Origin of the sequence: Enterobacter asburiae, assembly GCF_008080435.1 — a bacterium.
Taxonomy (GTDB): Bacteria; Pseudomonadota; Gammaproteobacteria; order Enterobacterales; family Enterobacteriaceae; genus Enterobacter; species Enterobacter asburiae_C.
In genome coordinates this window covers 24,918-50,418 of sequence record NZ_VRKN01000001.1, presented here as the reverse complement: position 1 = coordinate 50,418, position 25,501 = coordinate 24,918, and the positions used below count along the sequence as shown (strand labels likewise).

Annotated in this window: 22 protein-coding genes; 16 read left to right on the top strand and 6 right to left on the bottom strand. The window is 55.9% G+C overall.

Annotation, left to right across the window (positions count from 1 at the left end):
* Nucleotides 1-50: 50 nt before the first annotated feature.
* The 7 genes from FU672_RS00235 (at nucleotide 51) to dsbG (ending at nucleotide 6,735) form a co-directional block, all read left to right on the top strand.
* Nucleotides 51-1,601: a methyl-accepting chemotaxis protein gene (locus FU672_RS00235; RefSeq protein ID WP_148241693.1), complete on the top strand. Its 1,551-nt coding sequence runs from the start codon at nucleotides 51-53 to the stop codon at nucleotides 1,599-1,601.
* 200 nt (nucleotides 1,602-1,801) lie between these two features.
* On the top strand, nucleotides 1,802-2,221 hold the full coding sequence (locus FU672_RS00230; RefSeq protein ID WP_024909528.1) for a hypothetical protein: 420 nt from the start codon (nucleotides 1,802-1,804) through the stop codon (nucleotides 2,219-2,221).
* Between the two features lie 5 nt (nucleotides 2,222-2,226).
* The gene (locus FU672_RS00225) at nucleotides 2,227-2,787 is read left to right on the top strand and encodes an RNA polymerase sigma factor (RefSeq protein WP_148242113.1); all 561 of its coding nucleotides are present in this window, start codon (nucleotides 2,227-2,229) and stop codon (nucleotides 2,785-2,787) included.
* 87 nt (nucleotides 2,788-2,874) lie between these two features.
* The gene (locus tag FU672_RS00220) at nucleotides 2,875-3,243 is read left to right on the top strand and encodes a hypothetical protein (protein WP_148241692.1); all 369 of its coding nucleotides are present in this window, start codon (nucleotides 2,875-2,877) and stop codon (nucleotides 3,241-3,243) included.
* A 48-nt stretch (nucleotides 3,244-3,291) separates the two neighbouring features.
* A complete protein-coding gene (locus tag FU672_RS00215) occupies nucleotides 3,292-5,316 on the top strand; it encodes a protein-disulfide reductase DsbD family protein (RefSeq protein ID WP_148241691.1) in 2,025 nt (674 codons plus the stop codon).
* A 7-nt stretch (nucleotides 5,317-5,323) separates the two neighbouring features.
* On the top strand, nucleotides 5,324-5,935 hold the full coding sequence (locus tag FU672_RS00210) for a DsbA family protein (protein ID WP_148242112.1): 612 nt from the start codon (nucleotides 5,324-5,326) through the stop codon (nucleotides 5,933-5,935).
* Nucleotides 5,936-5,976: 41 nt separating this feature from the next.
* Nucleotides 5,977-6,735: a thiol:disulfide interchange protein DsbG gene (gene dsbG / locus FU672_RS00205; RefSeq protein WP_148241690.1), complete on the top strand. Its 759-nt coding sequence runs from the start codon at nucleotides 5,977-5,979 to the stop codon at nucleotides 6,733-6,735.
* Nucleotides 6,736-6,776: 41 nt separating this feature from the next.
* Here dsbG and FU672_RS00200 read toward each other — a convergent pair whose 3' ends face one another.
* The 4 genes from FU672_RS00200 to FU672_RS00185 all read right to left on the bottom strand — a co-directional run bounded on the left by FU672_RS00200 (nucleotide 6,777) and on the right by FU672_RS00185 (nucleotide 10,405).
* Nucleotides 6,777-8,069 (bottom strand): glycoside hydrolase family 10-like protein, encoded by a 1,293-nt coding sequence (locus FU672_RS00200; protein ID WP_148241689.1) that lies wholly within the window; start codon nucleotides 8,067-8,069, stop codon nucleotides 6,777-6,779.
* Nucleotides 8,070-8,076: 7 nt separating this feature from the next.
* Nucleotides 8,077-8,364 carry a VF530 family protein gene (locus FU672_RS00195; RefSeq protein WP_148241688.1) on the bottom strand — a complete coding sequence of 96 codons (288 nt, stop codon included), beginning with the start codon at nucleotides 8,362-8,364 and terminating at the stop codon, nucleotides 8,077-8,079.
* 135 nt (nucleotides 8,365-8,499) lie between these two features.
* A complete protein-coding gene (locus FU672_RS00190; RefSeq protein WP_148241687.1) occupies nucleotides 8,500-9,417 on the bottom strand; it encodes a LysR family transcriptional regulator in 918 nt (305 codons plus the stop codon).
* A gap of 1 nt (nucleotide 9,418) precedes the next feature.
* Complete coding sequence (locus FU672_RS00185) at nucleotides 9,419-10,405, bottom strand: MBL fold metallo-hydrolase (RefSeq protein WP_148241686.1); 987 nt, start codon at nucleotides 10,403-10,405, stop codon at nucleotides 9,419-9,421.
* A gap of 258 nt (nucleotides 10,406-10,663) precedes the next feature.
* Here FU672_RS00185 and FU672_RS00180 point away from each other — a divergent pair, with 258 nt between their 5' ends.
* The 3 genes from FU672_RS00180 to FU672_RS00170 all read left to right on the top strand — a co-directional run bounded on the left by FU672_RS00180 (nucleotide 10,664) and on the right by FU672_RS00170 (nucleotide 14,572).
* The gene (locus FU672_RS00180; RefSeq protein WP_148241685.1) at nucleotides 10,664-11,674 is read left to right on the top strand and encodes a LacI family DNA-binding transcriptional regulator; all 1,011 of its coding nucleotides are present in this window, start codon (nucleotides 10,664-10,666) and stop codon (nucleotides 11,672-11,674) included.
* 98 nt (nucleotides 11,675-11,772) lie between these two features.
* Complete coding sequence (locus FU672_RS00175) at nucleotides 11,773-13,161, top strand: glycoside-pentoside-hexuronide (GPH):cation symporter (protein WP_410053317.1); 1,389 nt, start codon at nucleotides 11,773-11,775, stop codon at nucleotides 13,159-13,161.
* 43 nt (nucleotides 13,162-13,204) lie between these two features.
* Nucleotides 13,205-14,572: a NosD domain-containing protein gene (locus tag FU672_RS00170; RefSeq protein ID WP_148241684.1), complete on the top strand. Its 1,368-nt coding sequence runs from the start codon at nucleotides 13,205-13,207 to the stop codon at nucleotides 14,570-14,572.
* A gap of 97 nt (nucleotides 14,573-14,669) precedes the next feature.
* On the opposite strand, the gene FU672_RS00165 is transcribed toward FU672_RS00170, so the two are convergent.
* Nucleotides 14,670-15,416 carry a 5'-nucleotidase, lipoprotein e(P4) family gene (locus FU672_RS00165; protein ID WP_148241683.1) on the bottom strand — a complete coding sequence of 249 codons (747 nt, stop codon included), beginning with the start codon at nucleotides 15,414-15,416 and terminating at the stop codon, nucleotides 14,670-14,672.
* A gap of 231 nt (nucleotides 15,417-15,647) precedes the next feature.
* Here FU672_RS00165 and treZ point away from each other — a divergent pair, with 231 nt between their 5' ends.
* From treZ to glgX, 3 genes are read left to right on the top strand one after another with little or no spacing between them, the layout of a single operon-like run.
* The gene (gene treZ / locus FU672_RS00160) at nucleotides 15,648-17,435 is read left to right on the top strand and encodes a malto-oligosyltrehalose trehalohydrolase (RefSeq protein WP_148241682.1); all 1,788 of its coding nucleotides are present in this window, start codon (nucleotides 15,648-15,650) and stop codon (nucleotides 17,433-17,435) included.
* A complete protein-coding gene (treY, locus tag FU672_RS00155) occupies nucleotides 17,432-19,900 on the top strand; it encodes a malto-oligosyltrehalose synthase (RefSeq protein ID WP_148241681.1) in 2,469 nt (822 codons plus the stop codon). The genes treZ and treY overlap by 4 nt, the downstream gene beginning before the upstream one ends.
* 15 nt (nucleotides 19,901-19,915) lie before the next feature.
* Nucleotides 19,916-21,991 (top strand): glycogen debranching protein GlgX, encoded by a 2,076-nt coding sequence (glgX, locus tag FU672_RS00150; RefSeq protein WP_148241680.1) that lies wholly within the window; start codon nucleotides 19,916-19,918, stop codon nucleotides 21,989-21,991.
* Nucleotide 21,992: 1 nt separating this feature from the next.
* Here glgX and FU672_RS00145 read toward each other — a convergent pair whose 3' ends face one another.
* Entirely contained in the window at nucleotides 21,993-22,538 is a 546-nt protein-coding gene (locus tag FU672_RS00145) for a winged helix DNA-binding protein (RefSeq protein WP_148241679.1), read from the bottom strand.
* A gap of 199 nt (nucleotides 22,539-22,737) precedes the next feature.
* Here FU672_RS00145 and FU672_RS00140 point away from each other — a divergent pair, with 199 nt between their 5' ends.
* The 3 genes from FU672_RS00140 to FU672_RS00130 are packed head-to-tail and all read left to right on the top strand — an operon-like array spanning nucleotide 22,738 to nucleotide 25,448.
* Nucleotides 22,738-23,460 carry a DUF969 domain-containing protein gene (locus tag FU672_RS00140; RefSeq protein ID WP_021240145.1) on the top strand — a complete coding sequence of 241 codons (723 nt, stop codon included), beginning with the start codon at nucleotides 22,738-22,740 and terminating at the stop codon, nucleotides 23,458-23,460.
* Entirely contained in the window at nucleotides 23,457-24,443 is a 987-nt protein-coding gene (locus tag FU672_RS00135; protein ID WP_148241678.1) for a DUF979 domain-containing protein, read from the top strand. The genes FU672_RS00140 and FU672_RS00135 overlap by 4 nt, the downstream gene beginning before the upstream one ends.
* A 9-nt stretch (nucleotides 24,444-24,452) precedes the next feature.
* Nucleotides 24,453-25,448, top strand: coding sequence for a DUF2891 domain-containing protein (locus FU672_RS00130; RefSeq protein WP_148241677.1), 996 nt, complete (start codon nucleotides 24,453-24,455; stop codon nucleotides 25,446-25,448).
* Nucleotides 25,449-25,501: the final 53 nt, after the last annotated feature.

Genomic DNA, 25,501 nt, shown 5'->3' with positions numbered 1-25,501 from the left:
TTGGAATGGCCGATAACCATAAGGAATAATTTTCCTTGAGGTATTGGTTTATGTCGTTGAAAAAGTCGTCCCTGATAGTCCTGTTCTCACTACTTTTCTTCTTTATTGTCAGCACTGTCACCAGCGTTGGCCTCATCATTAAAAGTAATAATTCCCTGGATAACGTCAACAAAGAGATCCAGGTTGTGCTGTCCATTATTGACCCTATCAACCATAGCCGTACGCTGCGCGTCAGGGTGATGGAGTATGTGAAGATGGTGGAAGCGGGCAACGCGGCAGACGGGGCTGCAAAGCTTACCGCCGTGAAAGAGGCGCTGACCAAAGCGGACCACGCCTTTGCGGCCTTTATGGCTTCGCCGCGTCTGACGGATGAAGCGCCGCTGGTGACTGCCTATCAGGACGCCTGGCAGAACTACCGCAACCAGGGGCTGACGCCGCTGATCGATGCCGCCGAGGCGCACGATGTCGCCAAATTTAACGCCCTGATCCCGGAAGTCTCCCGCCTCGACCGCCAGTATGAAATCGTTCTTGACCAGGTCCTTTCCGTCCACCAGAAATACGCCAAAAGCCTGAACGAAGATGCGAGCAGTAACTTCGTCTCTGGCCTGGCGATCATTGCCGCTATCGCCAGCCTGTTTGTGGTGGTGATTGTCGCCGTCAGCCTGCTGATGAAGCGCTTTGTCTTTGCGCCGGTCAACCTGGCACGCGAGCACTGCAGCCAGATTGCGGCAGGCAAGCTGGACATTCCGGTGCCGGTGAAAGGACGTTCCGGTAACGAAATCGATCATCTGATGAGCTCGATGGAGCAGATGCGTCAGGCACTGCTGGCGACCATCGCCCAGGTGCGCGATGCGAGCCATACCGTGACGCACGCGGCGCAGGAAATTGCCTCCGGGAATATCGACCTGGCGTCACGTACCGAGCAGCAGGCCTCCGCGTTGACCCAGACGGCGGCGAGCATGGAAGAGCTGAGCGCGACGGTGGCGAACAATACCGACAACGTCTATCAGGCCGGAAAACTGGTGCAGGACGCGGTGAAAAATGCCCACACCGGTGAAGCGGTGACCCGTGAAGTGATTGACACGATGAATACCATCGCGGCGAACTCGAAGCGCATCGAAGACATTACCAGCGTGATTAACAGCATCGCCTTCCAGACCAACATTCTGGCGCTGAACGCGGCGGTTGAAGCGGCGCGCGCTGGCACGCAAGGCCGCGGCTTTGCGGTCGTGGCCAGTGAAGTACGCACCCTGGCGCAGAAAAGCGCGGTGGCGGCGAAAGACATCGAAAGCCTGATTGCGCAGTCGGTTTCCAGCGTGAAAAACGGTGCGGAGCTGGTCAGCCGCTCAGGCGAGGTGATTGACTCGATTATTTCATCGGTGAATAAAGTGAATACGCTGATGGAGCAGATCTCCGTCGCCTCCGAAGAGCAGAGCCGCGGGATCAGCCAGGTCGGGCAGGCGGTGACCGAGATGGACGGTGTGACCCAGCAGAACGCCGCGCTGGTGCAGCAGTCTGCGGCAGCGGCGGCATCGCTGGAAGAGCAGGCGCAGCAGCTTTCGCGGAGTATTTCGAGTTTTAGTTTGCCGGTGCAGGCGTAAGGTTTTGACATGTGCCGGGTGGCGCTGACGCTTACCCGGCCTACGAAACCTGTAGGCCCGCGCAAGCGTCAGCGCCGCCGGGCAATAACCGCGAATGTGCGGCCAGAGTCATTATTTCATTCACCCCAGCAATATTTCCCTCCCTCATCCGTCTACCTCATCACAAGCCATAATCAGTTACTGTAAACGAGGTAAACACCATGAGAGATTTTGATATGCACGGCAGAGGTCACGGGCGCGGATTCGGGCGCCACCGTATGGGCAAGGGTTTAGTTATCGGCGCGGTCATTTTCATTGTGCTCGGCCTGCTGGTGATGACCCTGTGGAACGCCTTACTCCCGGCCATCCTCGGCGTGAAAGCCATCGGATTCTGGCAGGCGTTGGGCATTCTGGTACTGAGCCGCATTCTGTTTGGCGGGTTGGGTTTCCGTCCCGGGATGTTTGGCGCGCACCGCCGGATGCACGAGCGCTGGATGAACATGACGCCCGAACAGCGCGAGGCGTTTATTCAGCAGCGTCGCGAAGGGTTTGGTCGCCACGGTCGCGGGCACTGCGGCTGGCACGGTCATCGTGACGATAAGCGCGACGACGCCACGCCAAAAGCGCCGGAAGCAGAGTGAGTGAAATGAAAGCCGGGGAGGCGGGCGAATCTATGCTGATGTCGGCGCTCAATGCCTGCCGCGCCCGGCTGAAAGCCTTCATTCGCGGACGGACGTCCGTTCGCGATGATGCCGACGACATTTTGCAGGAAGTCACGTATCAGCTGATGAAAGTGGAACAGCCGGTCGAAAACGTCGCCGCCTGGCTGTTTCGTGCGGCGCGTAACGAGATGACCGACCGGGCGCGTAAAAAGCGCGAGGTTTCACTCTCCGGCTATTTTACGGGTGAAGATGAAGAGGGTTTCCCGGAAGACGAGCTGGCCGAAACCCTGTTCGGCGTATCGCACACGCCGGAAGAGGAGTACCTCAAAACGCTGCTGTGGGAAGAGCTGGGGCAGGCGTTGTCTGAACTGCCACCGCCGCAGCGCGAGGTATTTGAAAAGACCGAACTCCACGGCTACAGCATTAAAATGCTGGCAGAGGAGAGCGGAGCCAGCGAACAGGCGCTGTTATCCCGCAAGCACAAGGCGGTGCTGTTTCTGCGCACGCGGCTGCGGGACGTCTATGACGCGCTGACGGGGGAATAGCGGCGACAGACAAAACCTTACACTTCCGGCACTTGTAGATTCATCACTATCGTTTATGATCGGGGCGTCTTGTCACTCTGGAATGTTATGCGCAACCGTCAGCTCCTCGGAAAATGGCTTTTGATCGTCACCTGTCTCGCGATGGCACTTTGTCTCGTGCAGCGTGCGGTGATGCTCAACCATTTTTTACAAGGACTGGATCCGCAGACGTCCCTGATGGCAGATGCCCCGGCTCAAAGCAACACTGAACAGCCCGGCCCGTCGCCTTGTCAGCTGGGCGCACACTCGCTGCTTTGTGCCCAGCCGCTGTTCTTCGACGGTGCGCTACCGGCCATTATCATCTTCTTCGCGCTGTTGCAGCTGTTTACCCAGGGGCGGGCATTGGCTCCCATGGAACAGCCCGTTCAGGCGCCGCCTCCCCGAATACACCTTAAAAACTGCGTTTTCCGTGAATGAAAATCATCGTCACCGCACGATAATTTTTCACTGTTCACGGAGTACAACATGGTTAACCTCTTCAGGGGATTCGTCTTCCTGTGGCTGTCCTGCATTGGCATTGTCCATGCGGCGGACACAGGCTGGCTGGTGTCCCCACAAAACGATCACGCCCGCATCCGCTTTCAGGCGGAGAGGGAGCAAACGCACATTAAAGGCCTGCTCACCGTTGAGCTGAAGCCCGGCTGGAAAACCTACTGGCGATCGCCGGGCGAGGGCGGCGTGGCGCCGAAAATCAGTTGGCCGGAAGGCGTGACGGATAGCTGGTCCTGGCCGGTCCCGTCGCGCTTCGATATCTCCGGCATGACGACGCAGGGCTATCACGATAAGGTCACTATCCCGATTACGCTCGACCGGGTGAAGGGCGATACGCTCGACGGGATGCTCACGCTCTCTACCTGCAGCAACGTCTGTCTGCTGACGGACTACCCGCTGCACCTCGATTTTACCCAGCCGGTGGATGAGGACTTCCGTAGCGAGTTCGAGCAAGCGATGCGCGCCGTGCCCGGTACGTCAGGCCTATCCACGGATCTTTCCGCCTGGCTCTCTGGCGACAAACTGGTGATTACCGGCACGACGGACGGGAAGTGGGATAATCCGGGGATCTACTTTGACCCGCTGGAGGGTGACATTCTTCCCGGCGAGCCTGTTATTAAACACGACGGCAATACGCTTCGGGTGACGGTACCCGTGACCGACGAATGGGGAGACAAACCCGCCTCGCTGGAAGGCAAGACGCTGTCGTTTGTGCTGACCAGTGGCGATAACGCGCAGCAAACCACTATGACCGTTGGCGCGACGCCTGATGCACCTTCTGCGCCTGAAGGGACGGGCAAAATGGTGCTCTTTGCGCTGCTGGGCGGGTTGATCCTCAACCTGATGCCCTGCGTGCTGCCGGTCATGGGGATGAAGCTTAACAGCATCCTGCAGGCGGGATCGGACAGGCGCGCGATCAGGCTGCGCTTTCTGGCCACCAGCGCCGGGATCCTCACCTCCTTTATGCTGCTGGCGGGAATGGTAACCGCGCTTAAGCTGGCCGGGGCGTCGCTGGGGTGGGGCATTCAGTTCCAGAACCCGTGGTTTATCGGCCTGATGGTCGTCGTCACCTTCCTGTTTGCGCTTAACCTGTTTGGCGTGTTTGAGATGCTGCTGCCTTCCGTCGCCACGGGACGGCTGGCAACAGCAGGAGGCGCGGGGCTTGGCGGCAGTTTCTGCGAAGGGATGTTCGCCACGCTGCTGGCCACGCCGTGCTCCGCGCCGTTCCTCGGTACCGCAGTTGCCTTTGCCCTTGGCGCGCCGCTGCACTCCCTGTGGCTTATCTTCCTGATGCTCGGCGTGGGCATGAGTCTGCCGTGGCTGTTTGTCGCCCTGGTGCCAAGAACGGCCTTGCTGCTGCCAAAACCCGGCCGCTGGATGAACACGCTAAAAGTGATCCTGGGCCTGATGATGCTGGCCTCCAGCCTTTGGCTGGCAACATTGTTGAGCGTGCATCTGGGCGAGTCTGTCAGCCAGATGGTGATGCTGGTGCTGATCGCCGTCGCGCTGGCGCTTTTCGCGCTGAAAGGGCAAAAATCCTCACCATTGTTCTGGGTTGTGGTCATCGCGCTGTCGGCGTTTGGCGGGTATCAGCTGCGCGGGTTGCTTAACTCGCCGCCTGACTCTCCAGCACAAAATGTCGCTCAGACCATCCCGTGGCAGCCGCTCAGCGAGGAAGCCATCCTGCAGGCGCTGGCGCAGGGGAAACGGGTGTTTGTGGATATCTCTGCGGACTGGTGTGTGACCTGCAAAGTTAACGAGCATCGGGTACTGAATCAGCCGGACATCATTGCCGCGCTACGTCAGCCGGACGTGGTGGCCCTGCGCGGAGACTGGAGCCAACAGTCCGCGTTTATCGCGGATTTTCTGGCGAAGCGAAACCGTTACGCCATTCCGTTTAACGCGGTGTATGGCCCCGGTCTGCCTGAGGGGGAAATCCTCTCACCGCTGCTGGACAAGCGCACCCTGATCGCCACCCTGAACAATGCAAAAGGCTAACGGTATGATGAAAAAACTCTTTATTACGCTTCTGCTCCTGCTGGCCCCGCTTCAGGTGTTCGCTGCCCAGCCGCTGACGCCGGACCAGGAACAACGTGCGCAGAAGATGATCGCTGATTTCCTGTTTAACGATCCGAACTCCCCACGCATCGGCGCGAAAAATCCAAAGCTCACCCTGGTGGTGTTTACCGACTACAACTGTCCGTACTGTAAAAAATTCGATCCGTACCTGGAGAAAATCGTCGAAAAGCATCCGGATGTGGCGGTGGTCTTTAAGTTTTTGCCTTTCCGATCGGAAAGTTCGCTGACCGCCGCGCGGGATGCGTTAACGCTCTGGCGTCAGGAGCCCGGGCAGTTTATGAAACTGAACCATACCCTGATGGCCAGGAAGGGGTACCACGATGACGCCAGCATTCAGGAGGCGCAGAAGCGGGCAGGCGTGAGCGTCACGACGCCGGATGAGGAGAGTCTGATGACAATTAAGCGCAGCCTGATCGTTGCGGAAAAAATGGGGATCCAGGGCACGCCTGCCACGCTAATCGGCGAGGGATTGCTGCCCGGCTGGGTTCCGTTTGAGCAGTTCGATGAAATGGTCAGTGATGCACTGAAAAACCGCTAACCTGAAGGGGGCGGAATGCCCCCGAAAAACCGGAGAGGGAAATGAAAAAATTACTGTTACTTTCAGCGCTGGCGACGTCAGGGCTGGTACAGGCGGCTGATGCCATACCGGATGTGGTTAAGCACTTCAGCGAGCAGCAGAACATTAAAATCATTAAGAAACTGGATGCACCCGGCGGTGCGCCTGCATGGCTGGGGCAGTATCAGGATATGGGCGTGACGCTCTTTTTAACGCCGGACGGCAAGCACGTTATCTCAGGCTATCTGTACGATGACAAAGGAAAAAACCTCAGCGAGGGCTATTTCCAGAAAGAGATCTACGCCCCGATGGGACGCGAGATGTGGAAAAAACTCAACGCGGCGCATCCCCTGAAGGAAGGGGTGGATAACGCTCCGCGTAAAGTCTTTGTCTTCGCCGATCCGTTCTGTCCGTACTGCAAGCAGTTCTGGTCAGAGGCTCAGCCGTGGGTGACGGCGGGCAAGGTTCAGCTCAACACGCTGTTGGTGGCGTTTCTCAACCCCAACAGCGGACGTAACGCCTCAGCGATTCTGAATGCGAAAGATCCGGTCTCGGCCTGGCGTGAATACGAGCTTTCCGGTGGGAAAAAATTACCCAAGCCTGACGGCGAGTCTTCCCGCGAAACGGTAGAGATCCTGCAGAAACACCAGACGCTGATGGACAGCCTGGGCGCTAACGCCACGCCGGCCATCTATTATCTGAATGCGGAAAATGAACTGCAGCAGGTGGTCGGTATGCCGGATGCGCAACAGCTTGAGGCAATGTTCGGGCCGAAGCCGTAAAAAAAACAGGCAGAAACAGGACGTTTCTGCCTGAGCGTCACTTAGCTGCCCCAGCGTCCTTTCAGGTAGTTCACCGCCTGCTGCGTTTGCGGCTGGTTCAGGTAATCTTCCCGGAACAGGATAGTGCCATTCACGTTGGGCAGCGAATCGTTGAGATCGAGCTGTTTTTTCAGCTCCGGCACGCCGCCCTGAACCGTCCAGTCTGGCTCATTTCTCGACGGCTCGCCCACCTTGTAGAACGCAATGCCGATATACAGACGGGTGTGGGTCGGCTTCACGACGTCGGCCCACCATTTGGTCAGCACGTCGTAGCGCGCGGCATCCCGGGAGAAGGGCCAGTAAATTTGCGGAGCGATGTAGTCCAGCAGGCCCTGCTGAACCCACTGACGCGTATCGGCGTAGGATTCATCGTAGGCTGCGGCGCCACGGGTGTCCGAGCCAGCCGGGTCAAAGGAGCGGTTACGCCACACGCCCGCCGGACTGACGCCAAACTCAACGTCGGGCTTGGTCTGTTTAATCGCGCGGGAAACCTGGACGATCAGCTGCTGCGTGTTGTGCCTTCGCCAGTCGGCCTTTGAGGCAAATCCCTGACCATATTGCCGCCAGGTCTGCGCGTCATTGAGGGCGGATCCCGACGATTCGGCGTAAAAGTAATCATCAAACTGCACGCCGTCTACCGCGTAGTTCGCCACCACTTCGGTCACTACCCGGGTTATCCAGTCCCGCACTTCCGGAATGCCGGGGTCGAGAACAAAACGGTCACCCGAGATGCGCACCCACTCCGGGTGCTGGACATAGACGCTGGACGGGGTCTGATAGGTTGTCCGGTTCAGGGCGGCGATGGTTGACGGTTTGGTGTTGGTCGACACGCGGTACGGGTTGAACCAGGCATGGACCTTCATGCCGCGCTTGTGCGCTTCATCCAACATAAACTGCAGCGGATCGTATCCCGGATACTCGCCGATGTTGCCCGTCAGCATATCTGACCACGGTAAAATTTTTGATGACCAGAGGGCAGTGCTGTCCGGCTTCACCTGGAAAAACACCGTGTTAATACCGAGGTGCTTGAGGTTGTCGAGCTTGCTGGTCAGCGCCTGCTTTTGCATTGCGATGCGCTGGTCAGCGCTGCGGCCATTCACCGAGGCCACCGGCGGCCAGTCGAGACGAGAGACGGTTGCCAGCCAAATCCCGCGCATCGGCTCGTTTGCCTGCTGCGTCGGTTTGCTCGCGGTGGGAAGAGGGGTAACCAGTGATTTTGGTGGTTTTGAGGAGCAGCTCACAAGTAAAAGTGCGCAGGCAGTCAGCGCACCAATCCGTTTTACGTGTCGCGTCATTTGCGTATTAGCTCTTAATAATCCGACTGTTAGCCCAGGGATTAAAGGCGGGTGCCGCCTGTTCTGTGCTTACCTCATCGTTGAGGGAGTCCAGATACAGGGCTTCAACTTCCGCGCGCGCCCACGGGGTACGACGCAGAAATTTCAGGCTCGATTTAACGCTGGGATCTTTTCTGAAACAGTTAATTTTGATTCGGTCGCCCAACTCGCTCCAGCCATATTTTGTCACCAGGGCGTTGACCATCATCTCCAGCGTTACGCCATGCAAAGGATCGTTAGAAATGTGTGCAGTCATAGGTGTCCGGATGTCTCAAAGTTTGTGGGGGCAGGGTTACCGGTGAAAGGGTACAAGAAAGCAGGGGAAGCGGCAACAAACCTACCCTGTAACGACAGATTGCAAAGGCCACGGTTAACGTAGCTTTTATTGCATTCACGATCGTACCTGACGTCCGGCGGCCTGCCGCAGCTGTTCACGTAGCCACGTGTTCGCTGGATCCTGACTGTTTTTCGGGTGCCAGTACATGTAAATGGTAATCGGCTGGAGCGGTAGCGGCGGTGGAAAAATATCCAGCGTGGAGGCAAACCGTTGCAGCATCCGTTCCGGCAAGGTGCACACCAGGTCAGTACCGGCGACCAGCGCAGGCGCCATGGCGTAGCTCTGCGTAGACATCGCGACGTGTCGCTGATAGCCGATCCCGGCCAGGGTTTGATCGACAAAGCCGGTAAACGGATCCCCCGCCGATGACACCACCAGATGCGAAAGCGCGCAGTAGCTTTCCAGGTCTAACGCACCGGCCCCGCGCGGGTGGCCTTTGCGCTGGGCGGTGGCAAACGTGTCGTCGAGAAGTTTGCGTCTGACCCAGCCGTCATGGGCACCGGCGCTCACGCCGATGTAGATATCGACATCACCGTTTTCCAGCTGCTGCGGCAGTTCGGCCATCTCCGGCAGGGCGAAGCGCAGGCGGATACCGGGAGCATCGGTGCTCACCTGGTTAAGCAGCCCGGTGCCCAGCATCAGCGCCGGGTTTTCATGCAGGGCGATAACAAAGGTCCGGCTGCTGGTGGGCGCATCAAACGTGGTGGGGGCAAACATCGCGCTGATGCCGCGCAGCACGCTCTCCACCTGAGGCTTAATTGCTTCTGCTCTCGGCGTGGGTAACACCCCACGTCCATGTGGGGAGGGTATAAACAGCGGCTCGCCAAAGAGTGTTCGCAGGCGCGCGAGACGGGCGGACAGCGCGGGCTGGCTGATGCCCAGCCGCGTAGCCGCATGGGTGATATTCCTGTCCTGAAGCAAAGCGTCCAGGGTCAGGATCAGGTCTATGTCCATGTCAGAGATGGGCGTCATCTTATTTCGCGCTGCTGGCGTCCCGGTTGGTATAGGTGACAGGGACCCAGGCATAGCCGCCGTTTTCGCCTTTGGTGACATAGCCGATTCCCGGGAACGGTAGATGGGGCGCGGCAACCAGATCTTTATTTTTCACAAAGTCGGCAAACGCATGTTCGCGCACGCTTGCCGCTTTGTTCTGATCTTCATCGTAGGTAATGGTCACGTCAGGCTGCGGGAACTGGACCGCCGCGGCATGAATGATGTCGCCGACAAAGATGATCTTCTCGCCTTTACTTGTCAGAGTGTAGAAGGCTGAACCCGGTGTATGGCCAGGATGAACCGTGCCGGTAAGCCCCGGGAGAATCTCAGAAGTGCCGCTAAACGGCACCACTTTACCGGCGTCAAGATAGGGTTTTAAGGTTTTCTGCGCGACGGTGAAGTAGTTCTTGCCGTAGCCGGTTTTTTTCTGATTCTCGTCGTTAAAGAAAAAGTCGACGTCCGGTTTGCCAATAAAAACGCGCGCGTTGCTGAACACCGCCTTGCCATCTTTCACCAGGCCGCCAGCATGATCGGAGTGGGCGTGGGTCAGCAGGACTTCAGTAATGTCCTCGGGTTTAATCCCCTGCGTGGCGAGGCTCTCAATCAGACGTCCGCCGTTGCCGGGGCCAAAGAGCTGGCCTGAGCCCGTATCCACCAGAATTTTATGTCCGGGCATCGCAATCAGGAACGCGTTGATGGACACCTCAGCCGGGTTGGTCTGGAAATTTTTCGCGAGCAGCGCATCAATTTTTTGCGGCGTTGTCCGGCGCAGCAGCTTGTGCAGATCCTGCGCGACGGTTCCGTCCGTAAACGAGGTGACCAGAACGTCGCCGACCTGAACGCTGTATCCGCCCGCCGGTTGTTTAACGACATGCTGAGGCGTCTCTGCCGACGCCTGCAGCGCAGGGTAGAAAAGCAATGAACTGGAAATCAGCGTGGACAGGGCAAGTTTTTTTACGATAAACATACGAGTCTCCTTTGAAAGCGCTCATCTTACTTCTTCGTAAAATTATAAGAACCTGCCCAGAAATGATAGGACCTATAAATGGGATGGATAGGTCCAGTTAGAAAGCGGCGCCTGACGTTTCGCAACGTTAACGCTAATGGAAAAATGAGAGCGTGAACCGGAATTCATGTAACAAAACAACATGTGAACTGGCTTACATTTTTGACCTCTATCACACTTTATAGTGACGTCACTGTTTATAGGGTGCATTTCATCATTATGGCTTCCATTAAAGATGTCGCAAAAAAAGCTGGAGTATCAACAGCTACCGTATCGCGGGTGCTGAACAATCATCCCAGCGTGGTGCCCGAAACGCGTCAGGCGGTGCGTGATGCGATGGATTACCTGTGTTATGTACCCAATAAAAGCGCGATTCAACTGAGCGGTAAATGCTCAGGCCTGATTGCCGTCGTGCTGCCGAATCTGGTCAACCCACATTTCTGCGAACTGTTGGCGACGTTTGAGGAAGAAGCGCGATACATTGGCAAAACGGTGATCGTTAAAACGCACCAGAACCAGCCGCAGCAGGATAAACAGATCATTCACACTCTGATCGGAATGGGAATTGACAGCTTGCTGTGGGTTCCTACGGAGGCGGAAGCTGAGCTTGCACAGTGGCTTGCCGCGACACATATTCCGGTTGCCGTGGTGACACAGGTTTCCCGTTTTTTTAACTCGGTGTCGATTGATCAGAGCAAAGGTGCGGAGAACATTGCAGAACATTTTATTCAGACCGGACATACCGCATTAGGTTTTATTGCACAGGAGGGCGTAGACAATCGTAAAGTATCAGCCTGGAGTAAAAAAATTACCGGCCGAGGAATAGCCCTTAATCTACAGAACCAATTCTGGATAGCAAAAGGGGAAGGTGAAAAAATATCAGGACATATCAGTATCCTTGACGATATTATAGTAAAGATCGCCAGCCGAAAAACGGTATGCACGGGTCTGATGATCTATAACGACGTTGCTGCCAGCTATATTATGGATGGGCTAAATGCCAAAGGCATATGCATTCCACAGGATATTGCTATCGTAAGTTTCGATAATACATTGCTGGCGCAGACTAAGAGAATAACCAGTATCGCACAGCCGATAAATGAAATTGCGCATCTGGCATTTCAGATGGTTAACAATAGCAATAAACAAGAAAGTATCGAAATGGTTGAAATCGACTCTCGCTTGATCATACGTGAGAGCAGCATCACCCTTAATATTACTACGCTTTAAGTATTTATTAATCACATGCAATTTGAAGTGGGTGATGTTTCCCTGACATCACATGATAAACCTTGTTTTGTATTTATTATCAATATTTAAGGATATATATGACAGCCGCAGATAAACACAGCGCTTATGAAAGATTGAGTCTGAAAGAAAAGATTGGCTACGGTATGGGCGATGCTGGTTCATGTATGATCTGGAGCGTGCTGGCGCTATATCTGACCTGGTTTTATACCGACGTGTATGGTCTTGATGCCGGTATTGTTGGTACCCTTTTTCTGGTAATCCGTGTTTTTGACGCCTTCAGCGACCCCGTTATGGGCGCAATTTGTGACCGTACCCGAACCCGCTGGGGTAAGTTCCGCCCGTGGTTGTTATGGATGGCCATACCGTTTGGTCTGGGCGCGGTATTGATGTTCACAACTCCTGACCTGAGCATGAACGGGAAAATCATTTATGCATGGGTTACCTATCTGATTATGTCGTTGATTTATACAGCGATAAATATCCCTTACTGCTCGGTTGCTGGCGTTATTACGCTTAATCAGAAAGAGCGTTTGGGCTGTCTTTCATGGCGCTTCTTCCTTAATGGCCTCGCAACGCTGATTGTATCTTCTTCTATTTTGCCGTTAACCGATTGGCTGGGTGACGGGAATAGGGCATCTGGCTTTCAACTGACCATGCTGATCATGGGGGGAGCCGCCACAGTAATGTTTTTGTTCTGTTTTTCCAGTATTAAAGAGCGCGTGGTCTCGATTAAGACCAATGACACCTTAAGAAAGGATCTTAACGACATCATTAAAAATGACCAATGGTTGTTGATGATCTCCATTACCTTCCTGAACGTTTTTCCGGCATTTATTCGCGGGGCGGTAACCATCTATTATGCCACCTATGTGATGCAGGCCTCCGTAGGATTTATTACCTTCTTTATGGCTCTCGGCGTGGCCTGCAATATGCTGGGCAGCGTCATTGCTAAACCCCTGACCGATCGTTTTGATAAAGTTAAACTTTTTCGCATTATCAATATTATTCTCGGCATCCTTTCCTTTGCCTTGTGGTTTGTCGATCCGCACTCACTGACGCCGCTACTGACTCTGTTTATCGTCATAAATATTCTGCACCTGATTCAGTCTGGGCCAATTCTGTGGGCCATGATGTCCGACGTCGACGATTACGGCGACTGGAAATTTGGTAAACGTCTGACGGGTATTTCTTTTGCCGGGAATCTTTTCATGCTGAAAATGGGTCTGGCTGTCGCCGGGGCGATTGTCGCGTGGATATTGTCCTGGACCGGTTATGTTGCGAATCAGGCTCAACAAAATCCGCAGACCCTCCAGGGCATTATTATGATGTTTTCGTTATTGCCGATGGTGAGCTATTTCTTTAGCGCGTGGATAGTGCGTTATTTTAAACTGAATAATACATTTCTCGAGAAAATAAAAGTCGAGCTCGCTAAGCGTGAATTAGAAACAAACCCTACCTACGCGTAGTAATAAAGTTGTTGAATGTTAATTGACCAGAAGGATTTTGCACATGTCCAGTAATAATTATTACGATGTCACAGAGTGGAATACAGGTAATCCATATGATGATATTGGTGAAGTGATTAATAGTATCATCGCAGATATTAAGAGTCGGCAAACAAATACCGATGTGAATGAAGGCGGTAAACCCGGCGCGGTGATTTATATTCCACCAGGCGATTATCATCTTCTGACACAGGTTGTCATTGATATTAGTTATCTAAAAATCATGGGGTCCGGGCATGGTTTTACGTCTTCCAGTATTCGCTTTAATACCCCAGAAAGTGATTGGCCAAACTGGCATGAATTATGGCCCGGTGGCAGCCGTGTCCTGGTGGATATGTCACCCGAAGAGGGAGCTGAGGAATCTACTGGAGCCGCATTCTATATTGCACGCAGTGGGGACCCGCGGATAAGCTCGGTCGAATTTGCTGACTTCTGCATCGACGGACTGCACTTTGTTGACGACGGTTCTGGAAGCAATGACCCGGAGAACAGCTACCTTAACGGTAAGACCGGCATTTACATTGCCAGCGCGCAAGACTCTTTCCGCATCAGCGGCATGGGGCTGGTCTATCTTGAGCACGGCGTGACGATTTATAATGCTGATGCCCTTGCTATCCATAACAACTTCATCGCGGAATGTGGTAATTGCATTGAGTTACGTGAATCCGGTCAGGCTTCGAAAATCACCGATAACCTGATTGGTGCGGGCTACAGAGGCTACTCTGTTTATGCTGAAAACTTCGGCGGCCTTTTAATTACCGCCAACAATATATTCCCGCGCGGAAAAAGCAGCGTGCATTTCTCCGGGGTGGTTCGCTCCTCAATCAGCAGTAACCGATTCCATTCGTTTTACCCTGGTATGCTGGTCATTGAAGAAGGCAGCGCTGAAAACCTGGTATCGTCAAACCATTTCTTCCGCGAGCGTGAACCCTGGGAGCCAATGCAGAACTACAATAACGGGTTAGATGATTTATATGGCCTGCTGTATATCAATGGTGATAATAATTCTGTCATTGCCAACCATATTTCCGAGACAATTGATACGCAATATATAACGCCACCTGGTGCGACACCGGTCATTATTCGGGTGGTGTCGGGTAAAGGAAATTATATTTCTGATAATCATATTGTCGCCACAACCGAAACCACTGTCGTAGAGGTCGCAGCTGACGCCAGCGCGTGTTTCGCTACGCAGGTGAGTGCGTTACTGGCAACTGACGGCCTTGAAGCGCTGACGGTGACAACCGTCCAGATTGAAGCGGCATCAGTGCAAAATACTGTGCTGGATTCAGGCACTGACGCTCAGGTAGTGATGGATAAAACCGTGAATGCCTTCAGAGCGACACCCACGCCTGCGCGCAAGATGATTTAGCATCCCAGAAGATGTGAGTATCGCCCGGCGGCGCTACGCTTGCACGGGCCTACATTCTGTACGTAGGCCGGGTAAGCGCAGCGCCACCCGGCAAAATTCATGGCTTCCAGCTGTCCGGCGTGGCTTTGGACCAGGAGCCATAAGCGGCATTCGGCAACACAATCCAGTCATCTCCGAAGTGCGCTTTGCTGGCCTCAACCAGCTCACGCTGCTGTTCGCTCGGCTTTTTGTTTTTAAACTGCACGGCGAAATCTGGCAGGCTGTCGCCAAACAGCATCACGATCTGCTGCTTTTTAAGGATGCTCTGGCGACGCTCTTCCTTGCTGACCGTATCCAGAAGCACGCTTTCATCGGACACCTGTGGAAGTCCGAGGGCTTTTAACGTCCTGAGCGTATCGGCTTTATTTTCCTGCATACGGTCCGAGACATAATAGATACGGACGTTGCTTTGATTCACATGGTCAAGAAACGCTTTTGCACCCGGAATTAAGCCTGGTTTTCCCTGTTTCTCCCAGTCGCTCCAGGTGTCCCATTTTGTATAGTCGTGACACTGCTCTGTGTCGCGCACCAGCAGAGGGGTGTTATCCAGTACCGTTTCATCCAGGTCCATCACCACGGCGTAATTTTCAGGCGTTTTCAGATCTTTTAACTTTTCGTTGAAACGCTCGGTGGCAAACCGATACGTCTGCAGCTGGAGAGCCATGATCTCTGCCGATTTCTGCTGATAGCGCAGCGCCATTTCGTACGCTTTGGGTTCACACAGGTCGCGCTCAGCGGCCGTCGCCGCAGCCGTTGCACTCAAAACAGGTAATGCCAGCAGTAATGCCTTAGCCATTGAATTCACGCTTCTTTCCTCAACACCATGGTTAAAATCCCGAAAGCGTAATGAAATTCAATGACAGAAATATGAAGGCTGCGTCGCCAGGCCAGCATGTAATACCAGAACAGGACGACCTCGTCTTTTTCCGGGAAGGCATAGACGAAGCGGTTAAATCCGCTGGGCTAACACACTTTTAATCCTGAACTAAGCTTGTACTTCGTTCCGCGTAAAATGTGGGTCATTCGAGGACAATGAATGGAATTCAGGACATTTCAAAAGCAGTGGGGTGCTGAGTTTATTTCCGATGACGTTATACGTTTTCGCGTCTGGGCAGAAGGACAAAAAGAACTTACGCTACGTCTGGCCGCCGCCGACGTGCCGATGATGGCATCTGGCGACGGCTGGTTTCAGGCTGACGTACCCGGCGTCATGCACGGTACAGAATATCAATTTGTTCTTCAGGACGGCATGACGGTGCCCGATCCCGCCTCTCGCGCCCAAAAGGGGGATGTTAACGGGCCTTCCGTGGTGATCGATCCCCGAGGCTATCAGCCAGTCAACCGGGACTGGGCAGGGCGGCCATGGGAAGAGACGGTTATTTACGAACTGCACATTGGCACCTTTACCCCGGAGGGGACCTTCCGGGCGGCCATTGACAAGCTGCCGTATCTGGCAGAGCTCGGTATTACCCAACTTGAAGTGATGCCCGTCTCCCAGTTTGGCGGATCCCGCGGCTGGGGGTATGACGGCGTGCTGCTTTATGCCCCGCACGCCGCCTACGGTACGCCGGAGGATTTCCATGCGTTTATCGACGCGGCTCACGGGCTGGGGCTTTCCGTGGTGCTGGATATCGTGCTTAACCACTTTGGCCCGGAAGGAAACTATCTGCCCCTGCTGTCACCGGGTTTTTTCGATGCGGATCGCACCACACCCTGGGGTAACGGCATCGCTTACGAACGTGAGCCGGTCAGGCAGTATATTACCGACGCACCGCTTTTCTGGCTCACGGAATATCGTCTGGATGGCCTGCGTTTTGATGCCATCGACCAGATTAAAGACACCTCGGATACGCACATTCTTGAAGAGATAGCAGAGAAGATCCGCGAGGCGATCCCGTACCGTCACGTTCACCTGACTACGGAAGATAGCCGCAACGTAATTTTCCTGCATCCGCGCGATGAACAGGGCAATACGCCGCTATTTACCGCTGAGTGGAATGATGACTTCCACAATGCCGCCCATGTGTTCGCCACCGGCGAGACGCACGCGTACTACCAGGATTTTGCCTTTGAGCCGGAGAAAAAGTTCGCCCGGGCGCTGGCGGAAGGCTTTGTCTACCAGGGCGAGATTTCGTTGCAAACAGGTGAATCTCGTGGGGTGGAGTGCCACACGCAGTCGGCTCAGTTCTTCGTCGATTTTATTCAGAACCACGATCAAACCGGGAATCGCGCCCAGGGCGAGCGTCTTATCACCCTGGCCGGTGCCGGTAAGACGCGGGTGCTGCTCGCCGCACTGCTGCTTTCTCCCCATATCCCCTTGCTGTTTATGGGTGAGGAGTTTGGTGAAACGCATCCGTTCCTGTTCTTCACCGATTTTCACGGCGACCTGGCAAACGCGGTGCGGAAAGGGCGCGCAAAAGAGTTTACCGGCCACGCCGGGCACGATGAAACCGTCCCGGATCCGAATGACGTGAATACCTTTGTTCGCTCAAAACTCGACTGGAATAAGATTGCCACCGAGGAAGGTAAAACGTGGCTGCGCTTCACGCGCCACCTGCTGACGCTGCGTCATCGCCATATCGTTCCGCTTCTGCGTCATGACGGCACCGTTCAGGGCAAGGTAATCAAGACCGCGCCCGGCATGGTGGCGGTGAGCTGGCACTTCCCGTCGGGGACGCTCTCTCTGGCGCTCAATATCGGTAATAAGCCCGTCGGGCTGCCCGATCTCGCGGGTGAGACGTGCTTTGCCTGGCCGGAGGTCACTGACGTTTTACCGCCGTACGGTATTGTCGTTCGCTTTGCTGATGGAGAAGCATCGTTATGATCCCTTCCGCCACGTACCGTATCCAGTTCCGTAATGGCATGACGTTTGACCGCGTTGCGGCGCTGGTGCCGTATCTGAAAGATCTCGGTATCAGCCACCTCTACGCGTCGCCCGTGTTTACCGCCACAGCGGGTTCCACCCACGGCTATGACGTAACCAACCCAAATGAAATTGACCCCGCGATCGGCGGACGAGACGGTTTCGACCGCATGGCCGCGGCGCTTAAGCAGGCCGGGATGGGGCTGATTCTCGACATTGTCCCTAACCATATGTCGACCTCGCTGGAAAACCCCTGGTGGCGGGACGTGATTGAATACGGCCAGCAGAGCCGCTATTTCCGCTACTTCGATATCGACGCGTCTCGCCCGCTAACGCTGCCGTTTCTCGGGGACACCTTTGAGGCGGAGCTGGAGCAGGGAGCCATCACCTTAAAACGTGACCCTGTCACAAAAAAGGCCGCGCTGGTTTACTATGACGCTCAGTATCCGCTCAACCCGGGTACGTACAGCGAGGATAAGAGCATCGCTGAACTGCATGACGCACAAAGCTGGCGGCTGATGTCCTGGCGTGAAGCGCCGAAGCAGCTCTCGTGGCGGCGCTTCTTTGAGATTACCGGGCTGGTAGGCGTACGGGTTGAAGATGACGCGGTATTCGACGATACGCACCGCCTCATTCTTGAACTGGTCCACGCGGGCGTGGTGGACGGCCTGCGCATTGACCACGTCGACGGCCTGGCCGATCCGCTGGGATATCTTCAGCGCCTGCGGCAGGCAACCGGACCTGACTGCTACATCACGGTTGAAAAAATTCTCGCGAAGGGAGAGCAGTTGCCCGCAGACTGGCCGGTATCCGGCACCACCGGCTACGAGTTTATCGCCTCGCTGGCGGAAGTGCTGGTCGACGACGCTAACCTGTCGCACCTGGAGACAATCCACGAGGAGACGCTGGGAATAACGGTCGATCGGCACGCTGAACTGCGCGATGCCAAAGGCCTGATGACCGATCGTAATTTTGAGGGTGAATTTACCACGCTGCTAAACCTTGCTGACGATCTGGCCCGCCGCAATGAAGTTGCGCTGCCGCGCGAGGATATCCGCCACGCGCTGCGTGAACTGCTTATCGCCTTTCCGGTCTACCGCACCTACGGCACTCAGGAGGGATTAACCCCGCCGGATGTCGCGCTGCTCAACCGCGTGGTCGCCAGCGTGGAGACGTCTGAAGCGGCGCTGAGCCTGATCGTGCGCATTCTTACCGGCGACCTGCCGGAAGCGTGCCGCGAGTCCGCCGCGCTTTTCAGAACCCGCCTCCAGCAGCTTACCGGGCCGCTGATGGCGAAGTCGGTGGAGGACACGCTGTTCTTCCGCCACAACCTCGAGCTGGCGCTCAATGAAGTGGGTGCCGACCCGACGCCGCGTGCGTTTTCGTTATCCCGTTTTCACCAGGAGATGCGCATTCGTCTCGCCCGTCAGCCTGATGCGCTGCTGGGCACCTCCACGCACGACACCAAGCGCGGGGAAGATGCCCGGGCACGTCTTTACACCCTGACGGAAGCGCCGGAACAATGGGGCGGTAACCTGGCCCGCTGGCGGCAGATGAATCAGACTCAGGTGCGTTTTCTCAATGACGGTACCGCGCCGAACGCCGCCGATACCTGGATGATCTATCAGGCGCTGGCGGGCGTCTGGCCCGCCACGCTGTCTCCGGACGATGCTGAAGGGCTTAAATCACTCGACGCGCGTTTCATCGGCTTCCTCGAGAAAGCGCTGCGCGAGGCAAAACAGCGCACCGACTGGATCGACAGCAACGAGAGCTATGAGAGCGTGGTGCTGAGCTACGCGCGGCACCTGCTTTCGCCGGACAACACCTTGTTCCTGCATGATTTTAGCGAGGCCATGCAGCCCTTTATCCGTGCCGGGTTGATGAACAGCCTCAGCCAGACGGTGATCAAGCTGACGGCTCCCGGCGTGCCGGATATTTATCAGGGCAGCGAGGCGCTTAACTTTAGTCTCGTCGACCCGGATAACCGACGGGAGCCGGATTTCCCGACCCTGGTGCAAAACCTCAGCACGGCGGATGCCGCGGTGTTTGAAAACCCGGCCTGCTGGCGAGACGGAAGCGTCAAACAGTTCGTTACCGCCACGCTGTTACGGCTTCGACCGCATTACGCCGCACTTTTCCGCTATGGCGACTGGCTGCCGCTTAAGGTCAGCGGCGAGCGCGAGGAGAATCTGATTGTTTATGCGCGCGTTAAGGACGACGAGGCGCTGATTGTTGCCGTGCCGCGTCTGGTTTTTGATGTCACCGGTAACGACAGACTGTGGGTCAAAACCACGGTCGCGATACCCGAAAAACTGGCCGGGAAGCGCTATCGGGATCTGTTCAGCGGTGAAAGCCGCATTCTGCAAGAGACACTGGATTTAACGTCAGAAAAGGGATGTGTATTAGTTCTGCTTACCTGCGAATAATCGTGGAGAACGAAAATGGCAAAGGATACTACGTTTGAAATTCGGGCCGGTCATGGCCAACAGTTGGGCGCGAATTATGACGGGAAAGGGGTCAACTTCGCGCTGTTTTCCGCCCACGCTGAGCGGGTGGAGCTCTGTCTGTTTGACCCGTCCGGGAGAACGGAAATCGTCCGGCTGGTGCTTCCGGAATATACCCATGAGGTCTGGCACGGCTATGTGCCCGATCTGAGGCCCGGTGCGCTGTATGGCTATCGCGTCTATGGCTCCTACGATCCGGAAAACGGTCACCGCTTCAACCCGCATAAACTGCTTATCGACCCCTACGCCCGTGAACTGGTGGGTGATATCGACTGGAACGACGCCCATTTCGGCTATGAGCTGGGGCATGATGAACGGGATCTCAGTTTTGATACGCGCGACAGCGCGCCGTTCACGCCGAAATGCAAGGTCATTGACCCGGACGCCTTTGACTGGCAGGACAACAACCGGCCAAACGTGCCCTGGCCGCATACCGTTGTCTATGAGAGCCACGTGAAGGGCTTTACCCAGATGAACCCGGCCATTCCGTCCGAGCTGCGCGGGACGTTTGAGGGGATGGGACATAAAGCCTCGGTCGACTACATCAAGAGTCTTGGCATCACCTCGGTGGAGCTGCTGCCGGTTCACTGGTTTCCGGACGACCAGCATCTGCTCGACCGTGGCCTGAAGAATTTCTGGGGCTATAACACGCTCGGCTTTTTTGCTCCTGCGTCGCGCTACTACGGCCCGGCGAGGATCCAGGGCTTTCGCGACATGGTACGCGCGTATCATGATGCGGGCATTGAGGTGATTCTGGACGTGGTGTACAACCACACGGCGGAAGGGAACGAGCTTGGCCCCACGCTCTCGTTTAAAGGGATTGATAACTACAGCTATTACCGCACCTTGCCGGACCAGCACCGGTATTACATCAACGACACCGGGACGGGAAATACGGTCAACACCTCGCACCCGCGCGTGCTGCAGATGGTGATGGATTCGCTGCGCTACTGGGCGGAATCGATGCATATTGACGGTTTTCGTTTCGACCTCGGGACGATACTGGGGCGCGAGCCTGAGGGGTTTGACCCGCGCGGCGGTTTCTTCGATGCCATCTCTCAGGATCCGGTGTTATCCAGACTCAAGTTGATTGGTGAACCCTGGGATATCGGTCCCGGTGGGTATCAGGTCGGTGGTTTCCCGCCGGGCTGGGGGGAGTGGAACGACAAATACCGCGATACCGTTCGCGAGTACTGGAAGGGCGATAATGTCTCCAACGATTTCGCCGCGCGTCTGCTCGGCTCCGGCGATCTGTACGATCTGCGCGGGCGTCGTCCGTGGGCCGGCGTCAACTTCATTACCGCTCACGACGGCTTTACGCTGAATGACCTGGTGTCTTACAACGAAAAGCATAACGCTGATAATGGTGAAGAGAATAATGACGGCCACAACGATAACCGTTCGTACAACTACGGCGAGGAAGGCCCAACCGACGATCCCGATATCATCGCGACCCGGGAGCGGCAGAAACGTAATTTCCTGACCACGCTGTTGCTTTCTCACGGCACGCCGATGCTGCTGGCGGGGGATGAGTTTGGCCGCTCGCAAAAGGGCAACAACAACGGCTACTGTCAGGACAGTGAGATTTCGTGGATCGACTGGAAGGGGCTATCCGAAAACGACGCGGCGCTGCGCGAGTTTACCCGACGGCTTATTGCCCTTCGTGCGCAACAGCCGTTGCTGCGTCGTGAAAGCTGGCGTGACGGGCTGGAGATCCGCTGGTTCAATGCCGGAGGCGGCCCGCAGCAGGCCGAGCAGTGGGATGAAGGTTCGACGCTCGGGGTTTCCATCAGCAGACCGGATCTCAGGCAGGAGGACGGCATCTGGCACGATGTACTGATGCTGTTCAACCCGTTTGAAGGCACCGTGCCGTTCCAGATCCCGCAGTTTGGCGAAGGGGGATGGGTGCTGGAACTGTCTACGGCAGATGACGCTGCCACCGGGACAGCGATCACCGACACCGTAGAATACGAACTGGCCGGACGCAGTATTACCCTCTTCAGACGTCCGTAATTTAGAGTGATGCCGCCGCGCGGGCGGCGGTGTCATACAGGGAGGAGATCGTGCGTAACAGCTGCGCGGTTTCGCCAATCGACTTCCCGGCAATGCCGCTCTCCGCGTGGATAGCGATCAGACACGCTTCCCGCACGTCCCGGTATTTCATACACAACGCTTTCCCTTCCCCGGTAGTGGAGAAAAAGAGCTCTTTGCCCGCTTTCTCGCTCGTCACGTAGCCCGCTTTGACCAGCTTTTTCAGGGCGTAGGTCACCACGTGGGTATCTTCCACGTTGAGAACGAAACAGATATCGGCCAGCTTTTTCTTGCGGTCGCGGTGGTTCACATGATGCAGCAGAGAGACGTCAAATGCGCCCATATCCGGTTCGCCGGCTGCGGTCATGCAGCGCACCATCCATTTATTGAACGCGTTGCTGGTCATGATCAGCGCGTACTCCAGCTCTGACAGTTCCGCGCAGCGCTCGGACACCAGATGGCGGGAAGAGACGATCCGGCCGTCGTTGATATCATCGCGATCGGGTGAAGCACTCTTTTTCGAGGTCATAACGTTCCTTAGCCAGAAATGTAAACTCATCGATAAAATAAGAACATTTTATTGATAATTTGTTTACATGTTTTTGAGGTTCAGATATAGCTTTTTAGCGCAGGTTTTGCGAAACCTGACGAAAAACACAACATCGCTCGCCGCAAATTAAAAAAATAGCCGTCGGCGCGCAACGCTCACTTTGGATAGGGTAAACGTTATGGACGGTACTACGCTGTTGCCGCTGATCGGGATACCGATCGTGGTTATTGGTTTTGCACTGCGCTTCAACCCGCTACTGGTGGTCGTGGTGGCGGGGCTGGCGACGGGTCTGCTGGTCGGTATGGATTTCGGGATGCTGCTGGAGACCTTTGGCGAAAAGTTCGTGAATAGCCGCTCGCTGGCGACCTTCATTCTGATCCTGCCGGTGATTGGTCTGCTGGAATATTACGGGCTCAAGGAGCGTGCCCAGGCCTGGGTGGCGAAGATCGCCAGTGCCACTTCGGCGCGTATTCTGATGCTCTATTTTGTCGCGCGTGAAGGCACTGCCGCGCTGGGGCTGATGTCGTTGGGTGGTCATGCCCAGACGGTGCGCCCGCTGCTGGCACCGATGGCCGAAGGGGCCGCGCTGAACGAATACGGCGAGCTGCCGCAGCACATCCGCGACAAAATCAAAGCCCATGCCGCCGCGTGTGACAACATCGCGGTCTTCTTTGGAGAAGATATCTTTATTGCCTTTGGCGCGGTTCTGCTGATTGACGCGTTTCTGAAAGAGAACGGTATTCCGGGCATCGAACCGCTGCATATCGGCCTGTGGGCCATCCCAACCGCCATTGCGGCATTGATTATTCATATGACGCGCCTGCTGCGCCTTGATGCCAGCATCCGTCGCGACGTCATGGCCTGGCGTGCAGAGCAGGGCACGCAGGAGGCCGCGCAATGATGACGCTTATCACCATTAACCGCGTGTACTACCTGATCGGCTTTGTCGTGATGCTGCTGGTTGTGATGACCCTGCGCGATCGCGCCAACCCTAAACGCTTTACCACGGCGCTGTTCTGGTTTTTATTCGGCGGGATCTTCCTGTTTGGCGACCTGATGGTGCAGGAACTGGGTAAATCGCTGGCGTACCGGATCATTGGCGGCGGTGTCATCGTTATCGCGCTGCTGGCGGGTTTTGGTCTCGTCGGGAAAGGGCATTATAAAATGTCCACCGAGGAGGCGCGCGTCGCGTCGTCGAATCGACTCAAAAACTGGCTGTTCTTACCGGCGCTGATGATCCCCGTGGTGACCGTGATCGGGACATTGTTCCTGAAGGGCGTGTCGATTGGCGGCGTGTTCCTGCTCGATCAGAAACAGCTCACCCTGGCGGCGCTGTGCGTGGCCTGCGTCGCGGCGATCCTCACCGGCTGGTGGCTGACCAAAGGCACACCGCTGCATGCCATTCGTCAGTCTCGTCGTCTTGTCGATACCATCGGCTGGGCGGTGATCCTGCCGCAGATGCTGGCCATGCTCGGCGGCGTGTTCGTGGCGGCCAATACCGGCGATTCGGTACAGAAGGTGGTGAGCCTTTTCGTTAACCCGGATAACCGGTTTATGCTGGTGGTGATTTACTGCGTGGGGATGGCGCTGTTTACCATGATCATGGGGAATGCCTTTGCGGCCTTCCCGGTATTAAGCGCCGGTATCGCCTTACCGTTCCTGATCAACGTGCATCACGGGAACCCGGCGCCGCTGCTGGCGATTGGCATGTACGCGGGCTATTGCGGCACGCTGATGACGCCGATGGCCGCGAACTTCAATATTGTTCCCGCCGCGCTGCTGGAGCTGAAAGACAAATATCAGGTGATCAAGATCCAGATACCGACCGCGTTAACCCTGCTGGTGGTGAACGTGTTCCTAATGTATTTCCTCGTGTTTCGCTAAGGAGCGGTTATGGAATTAACGCAACATCAGGCTGACGCGTTTGCCCGAATGCCTTTGACCTATTTGCGCCAGGAATACCCGAACCACATCATGCACCTGCTGAATGATGATGGCGATGTTCTGCCGCCTCGCGAACTGCATCCGATTTTCTACGGCTGTTTCGACTGGCATTCGGCGGTGCACGGCTACTGGTTGCTGCTGCGCTGCGTGCGCCGCTACCCGAAACTGCCGTGCAGGGACGCGATCGTCGCGCTTTTCGACGAGCACCTGACGGAAGATAACGTGGCGAAGGAGTTGGCCTATTTCACCGCGCCGTTCCGCGCCTCGTTTGAGCGCCCGTATGGCTACGGCTGGCTGCTGGCGCTGGCCCAGGAGCTAAAACAGTCGTCGCTGCCGCAGGCCGCAGGCTGGTACCAGATGCTTGAGCCGTTAACCCAGGATATTCGCAACCGGCTGGTGGATTACCTCAGCAAGTTGACCTATCCGATCCGCGTCGGGACGCACTACAACACCGCGTTTGCCCTGGCGCTTGGGCTGGATTATGCCCGGGCCGTAGAAGATAGCGCGCTTGAGCAGGCGATTGTGACGGCGGCGGAGCGGTTTTATCTCGCCGACACGCGCTATCCGGCGCACTACGAACCCGGCGGTGATGAGTATATTTCCGGGGCGCTGACGGAAGCGCTGCTGATGAGCAAGGTGTTGGAAGACTTCCCGGCCTGGTTTGACGCGTTTCTGCCGGATGTCGGCTCCGTTGCGGCGCTGATGAACCCGGCGGAAGTGAGCGATCGTACTGACCCGAAAATCGCCCATCTCGATGGGTTAAACCTCAGCCGCGCCTGGTGCATGAAGCATATTGCCAAAGCGCTACCTGCTAACCATCCGTCGCAGCAGGCGCTGCGTGATGCTATGACGAAACACCTGGAGGCGAGCGTAGAACATGTGGTCGGCAGCCACTACAGCGGCGGACACTGGCTGGCTAGCTTTGCGCTGCTGGCGCTGGAGTAAACAAACGAGTCGTCTTTTTTGCCGGGTGGCGCTGCGCTTACCCGGCCTACATT

Bases quoted from the DNA above. Each gene is read 5' to 3' on its own strand.
- FU672_RS00235 (WP_148241693.1), top strand. From the start codon at position 51: ATGTCGTTGAAAAAGTCGTCCCTGATAGTCCTGTTCTCACTACTTTTC.
- FU672_RS00230 (WP_024909528.1), top strand. From the start codon at position 1,802: ATGAGAGATTTTGATATGCACGGCAGAGGTCACGGGCGCGGATTCGGG.
- FU672_RS00225 (WP_148242113.1), top strand. From the start codon at position 2,227: ATGAAAGCCGGGGAGGCGGGCGAATCTATGCTGATGTCGGCGCTCAAT.
- FU672_RS00220 (WP_148241692.1), top strand. From the start codon at position 2,875: ATGCGCAACCGTCAGCTCCTCGGAAAATGGCTTTTGATCGTCACCTGT.
- FU672_RS00215 (WP_148241691.1), top strand. From the start codon at position 3,292: ATGGTTAACCTCTTCAGGGGATTCGTCTTCCTGTGGCTGTCCTGCATT.
- FU672_RS00210 (WP_148242112.1), top strand. From the start codon at position 5,324: ATGAAAAAACTCTTTATTACGCTTCTGCTCCTGCTGGCCCCGCTTCAG.
- dsbG (WP_148241690.1), top strand. From the start codon at position 5,977: ATGAAAAAATTACTGTTACTTTCAGCGCTGGCGACGTCAGGGCTGGTA.
- FU672_RS00200 (WP_148241689.1), bottom strand. From the start codon at position 8,069: ATGACGCGACACGTAAAACGGATTGGTGCGCTGACTGCCTGCGCACTT.
- FU672_RS00195 (WP_148241688.1), bottom strand. From the start codon at position 8,364: ATGACTGCACACATTTCTAACGATCCTTTGCATGGCGTAACGCTGGAG.
- FU672_RS00190 (WP_148241687.1), bottom strand. From the start codon at position 9,417: ATGACGCCCATCTCTGACATGGACATAGACCTGATCCTGACCCTGGAC.
- FU672_RS00185 (WP_148241686.1), bottom strand. From the start codon at position 10,405: ATGTTTATCGTAAAAAAACTTGCCCTGTCCACGCTGATTTCCAGTTCA.
- FU672_RS00180 (WP_148241685.1), top strand. From the start codon at position 10,664: ATGGCTTCCATTAAAGATGTCGCAAAAAAAGCTGGAGTATCAACAGCT.
- FU672_RS00175 (WP_410053317.1), top strand. From the start codon at position 11,773: ATGACAGCCGCAGATAAACACAGCGCTTATGAAAGATTGAGTCTGAAA.
- FU672_RS00170 (WP_148241684.1), top strand. From the start codon at position 13,205: ATGTCCAGTAATAATTATTACGATGTCACAGAGTGGAATACAGGTAAT.
- treZ (WP_148241682.1), top strand. From the start codon at position 15,648: ATGGAATTCAGGACATTTCAAAAGCAGTGGGGTGCTGAGTTTATTTCC.
- treY (WP_148241681.1), top strand. From the start codon at position 17,432: ATGATCCCTTCCGCCACGTACCGTATCCAGTTCCGTAATGGCATGACG.
- glgX (WP_148241680.1), top strand. From the start codon at position 19,916: ATGGCAAAGGATACTACGTTTGAAATTCGGGCCGGTCATGGCCAACAG.
- FU672_RS00145 (WP_148241679.1), bottom strand. From the start codon at position 22,538: ATGACCTCGAAAAAGAGTGCTTCACCCGATCGCGATGATATCAACGAC.
- FU672_RS00140 (WP_021240145.1), top strand. From the start codon at position 22,738: ATGGACGGTACTACGCTGTTGCCGCTGATCGGGATACCGATCGTGGTT.
- FU672_RS00135 (WP_148241678.1), top strand. From the start codon at position 23,457: ATGATGACGCTTATCACCATTAACCGCGTGTACTACCTGATCGGCTTT.
- FU672_RS00130 (WP_148241677.1), top strand. From the start codon at position 24,453: ATGGAATTAACGCAACATCAGGCTGACGCGTTTGCCCGAATGCCTTTG.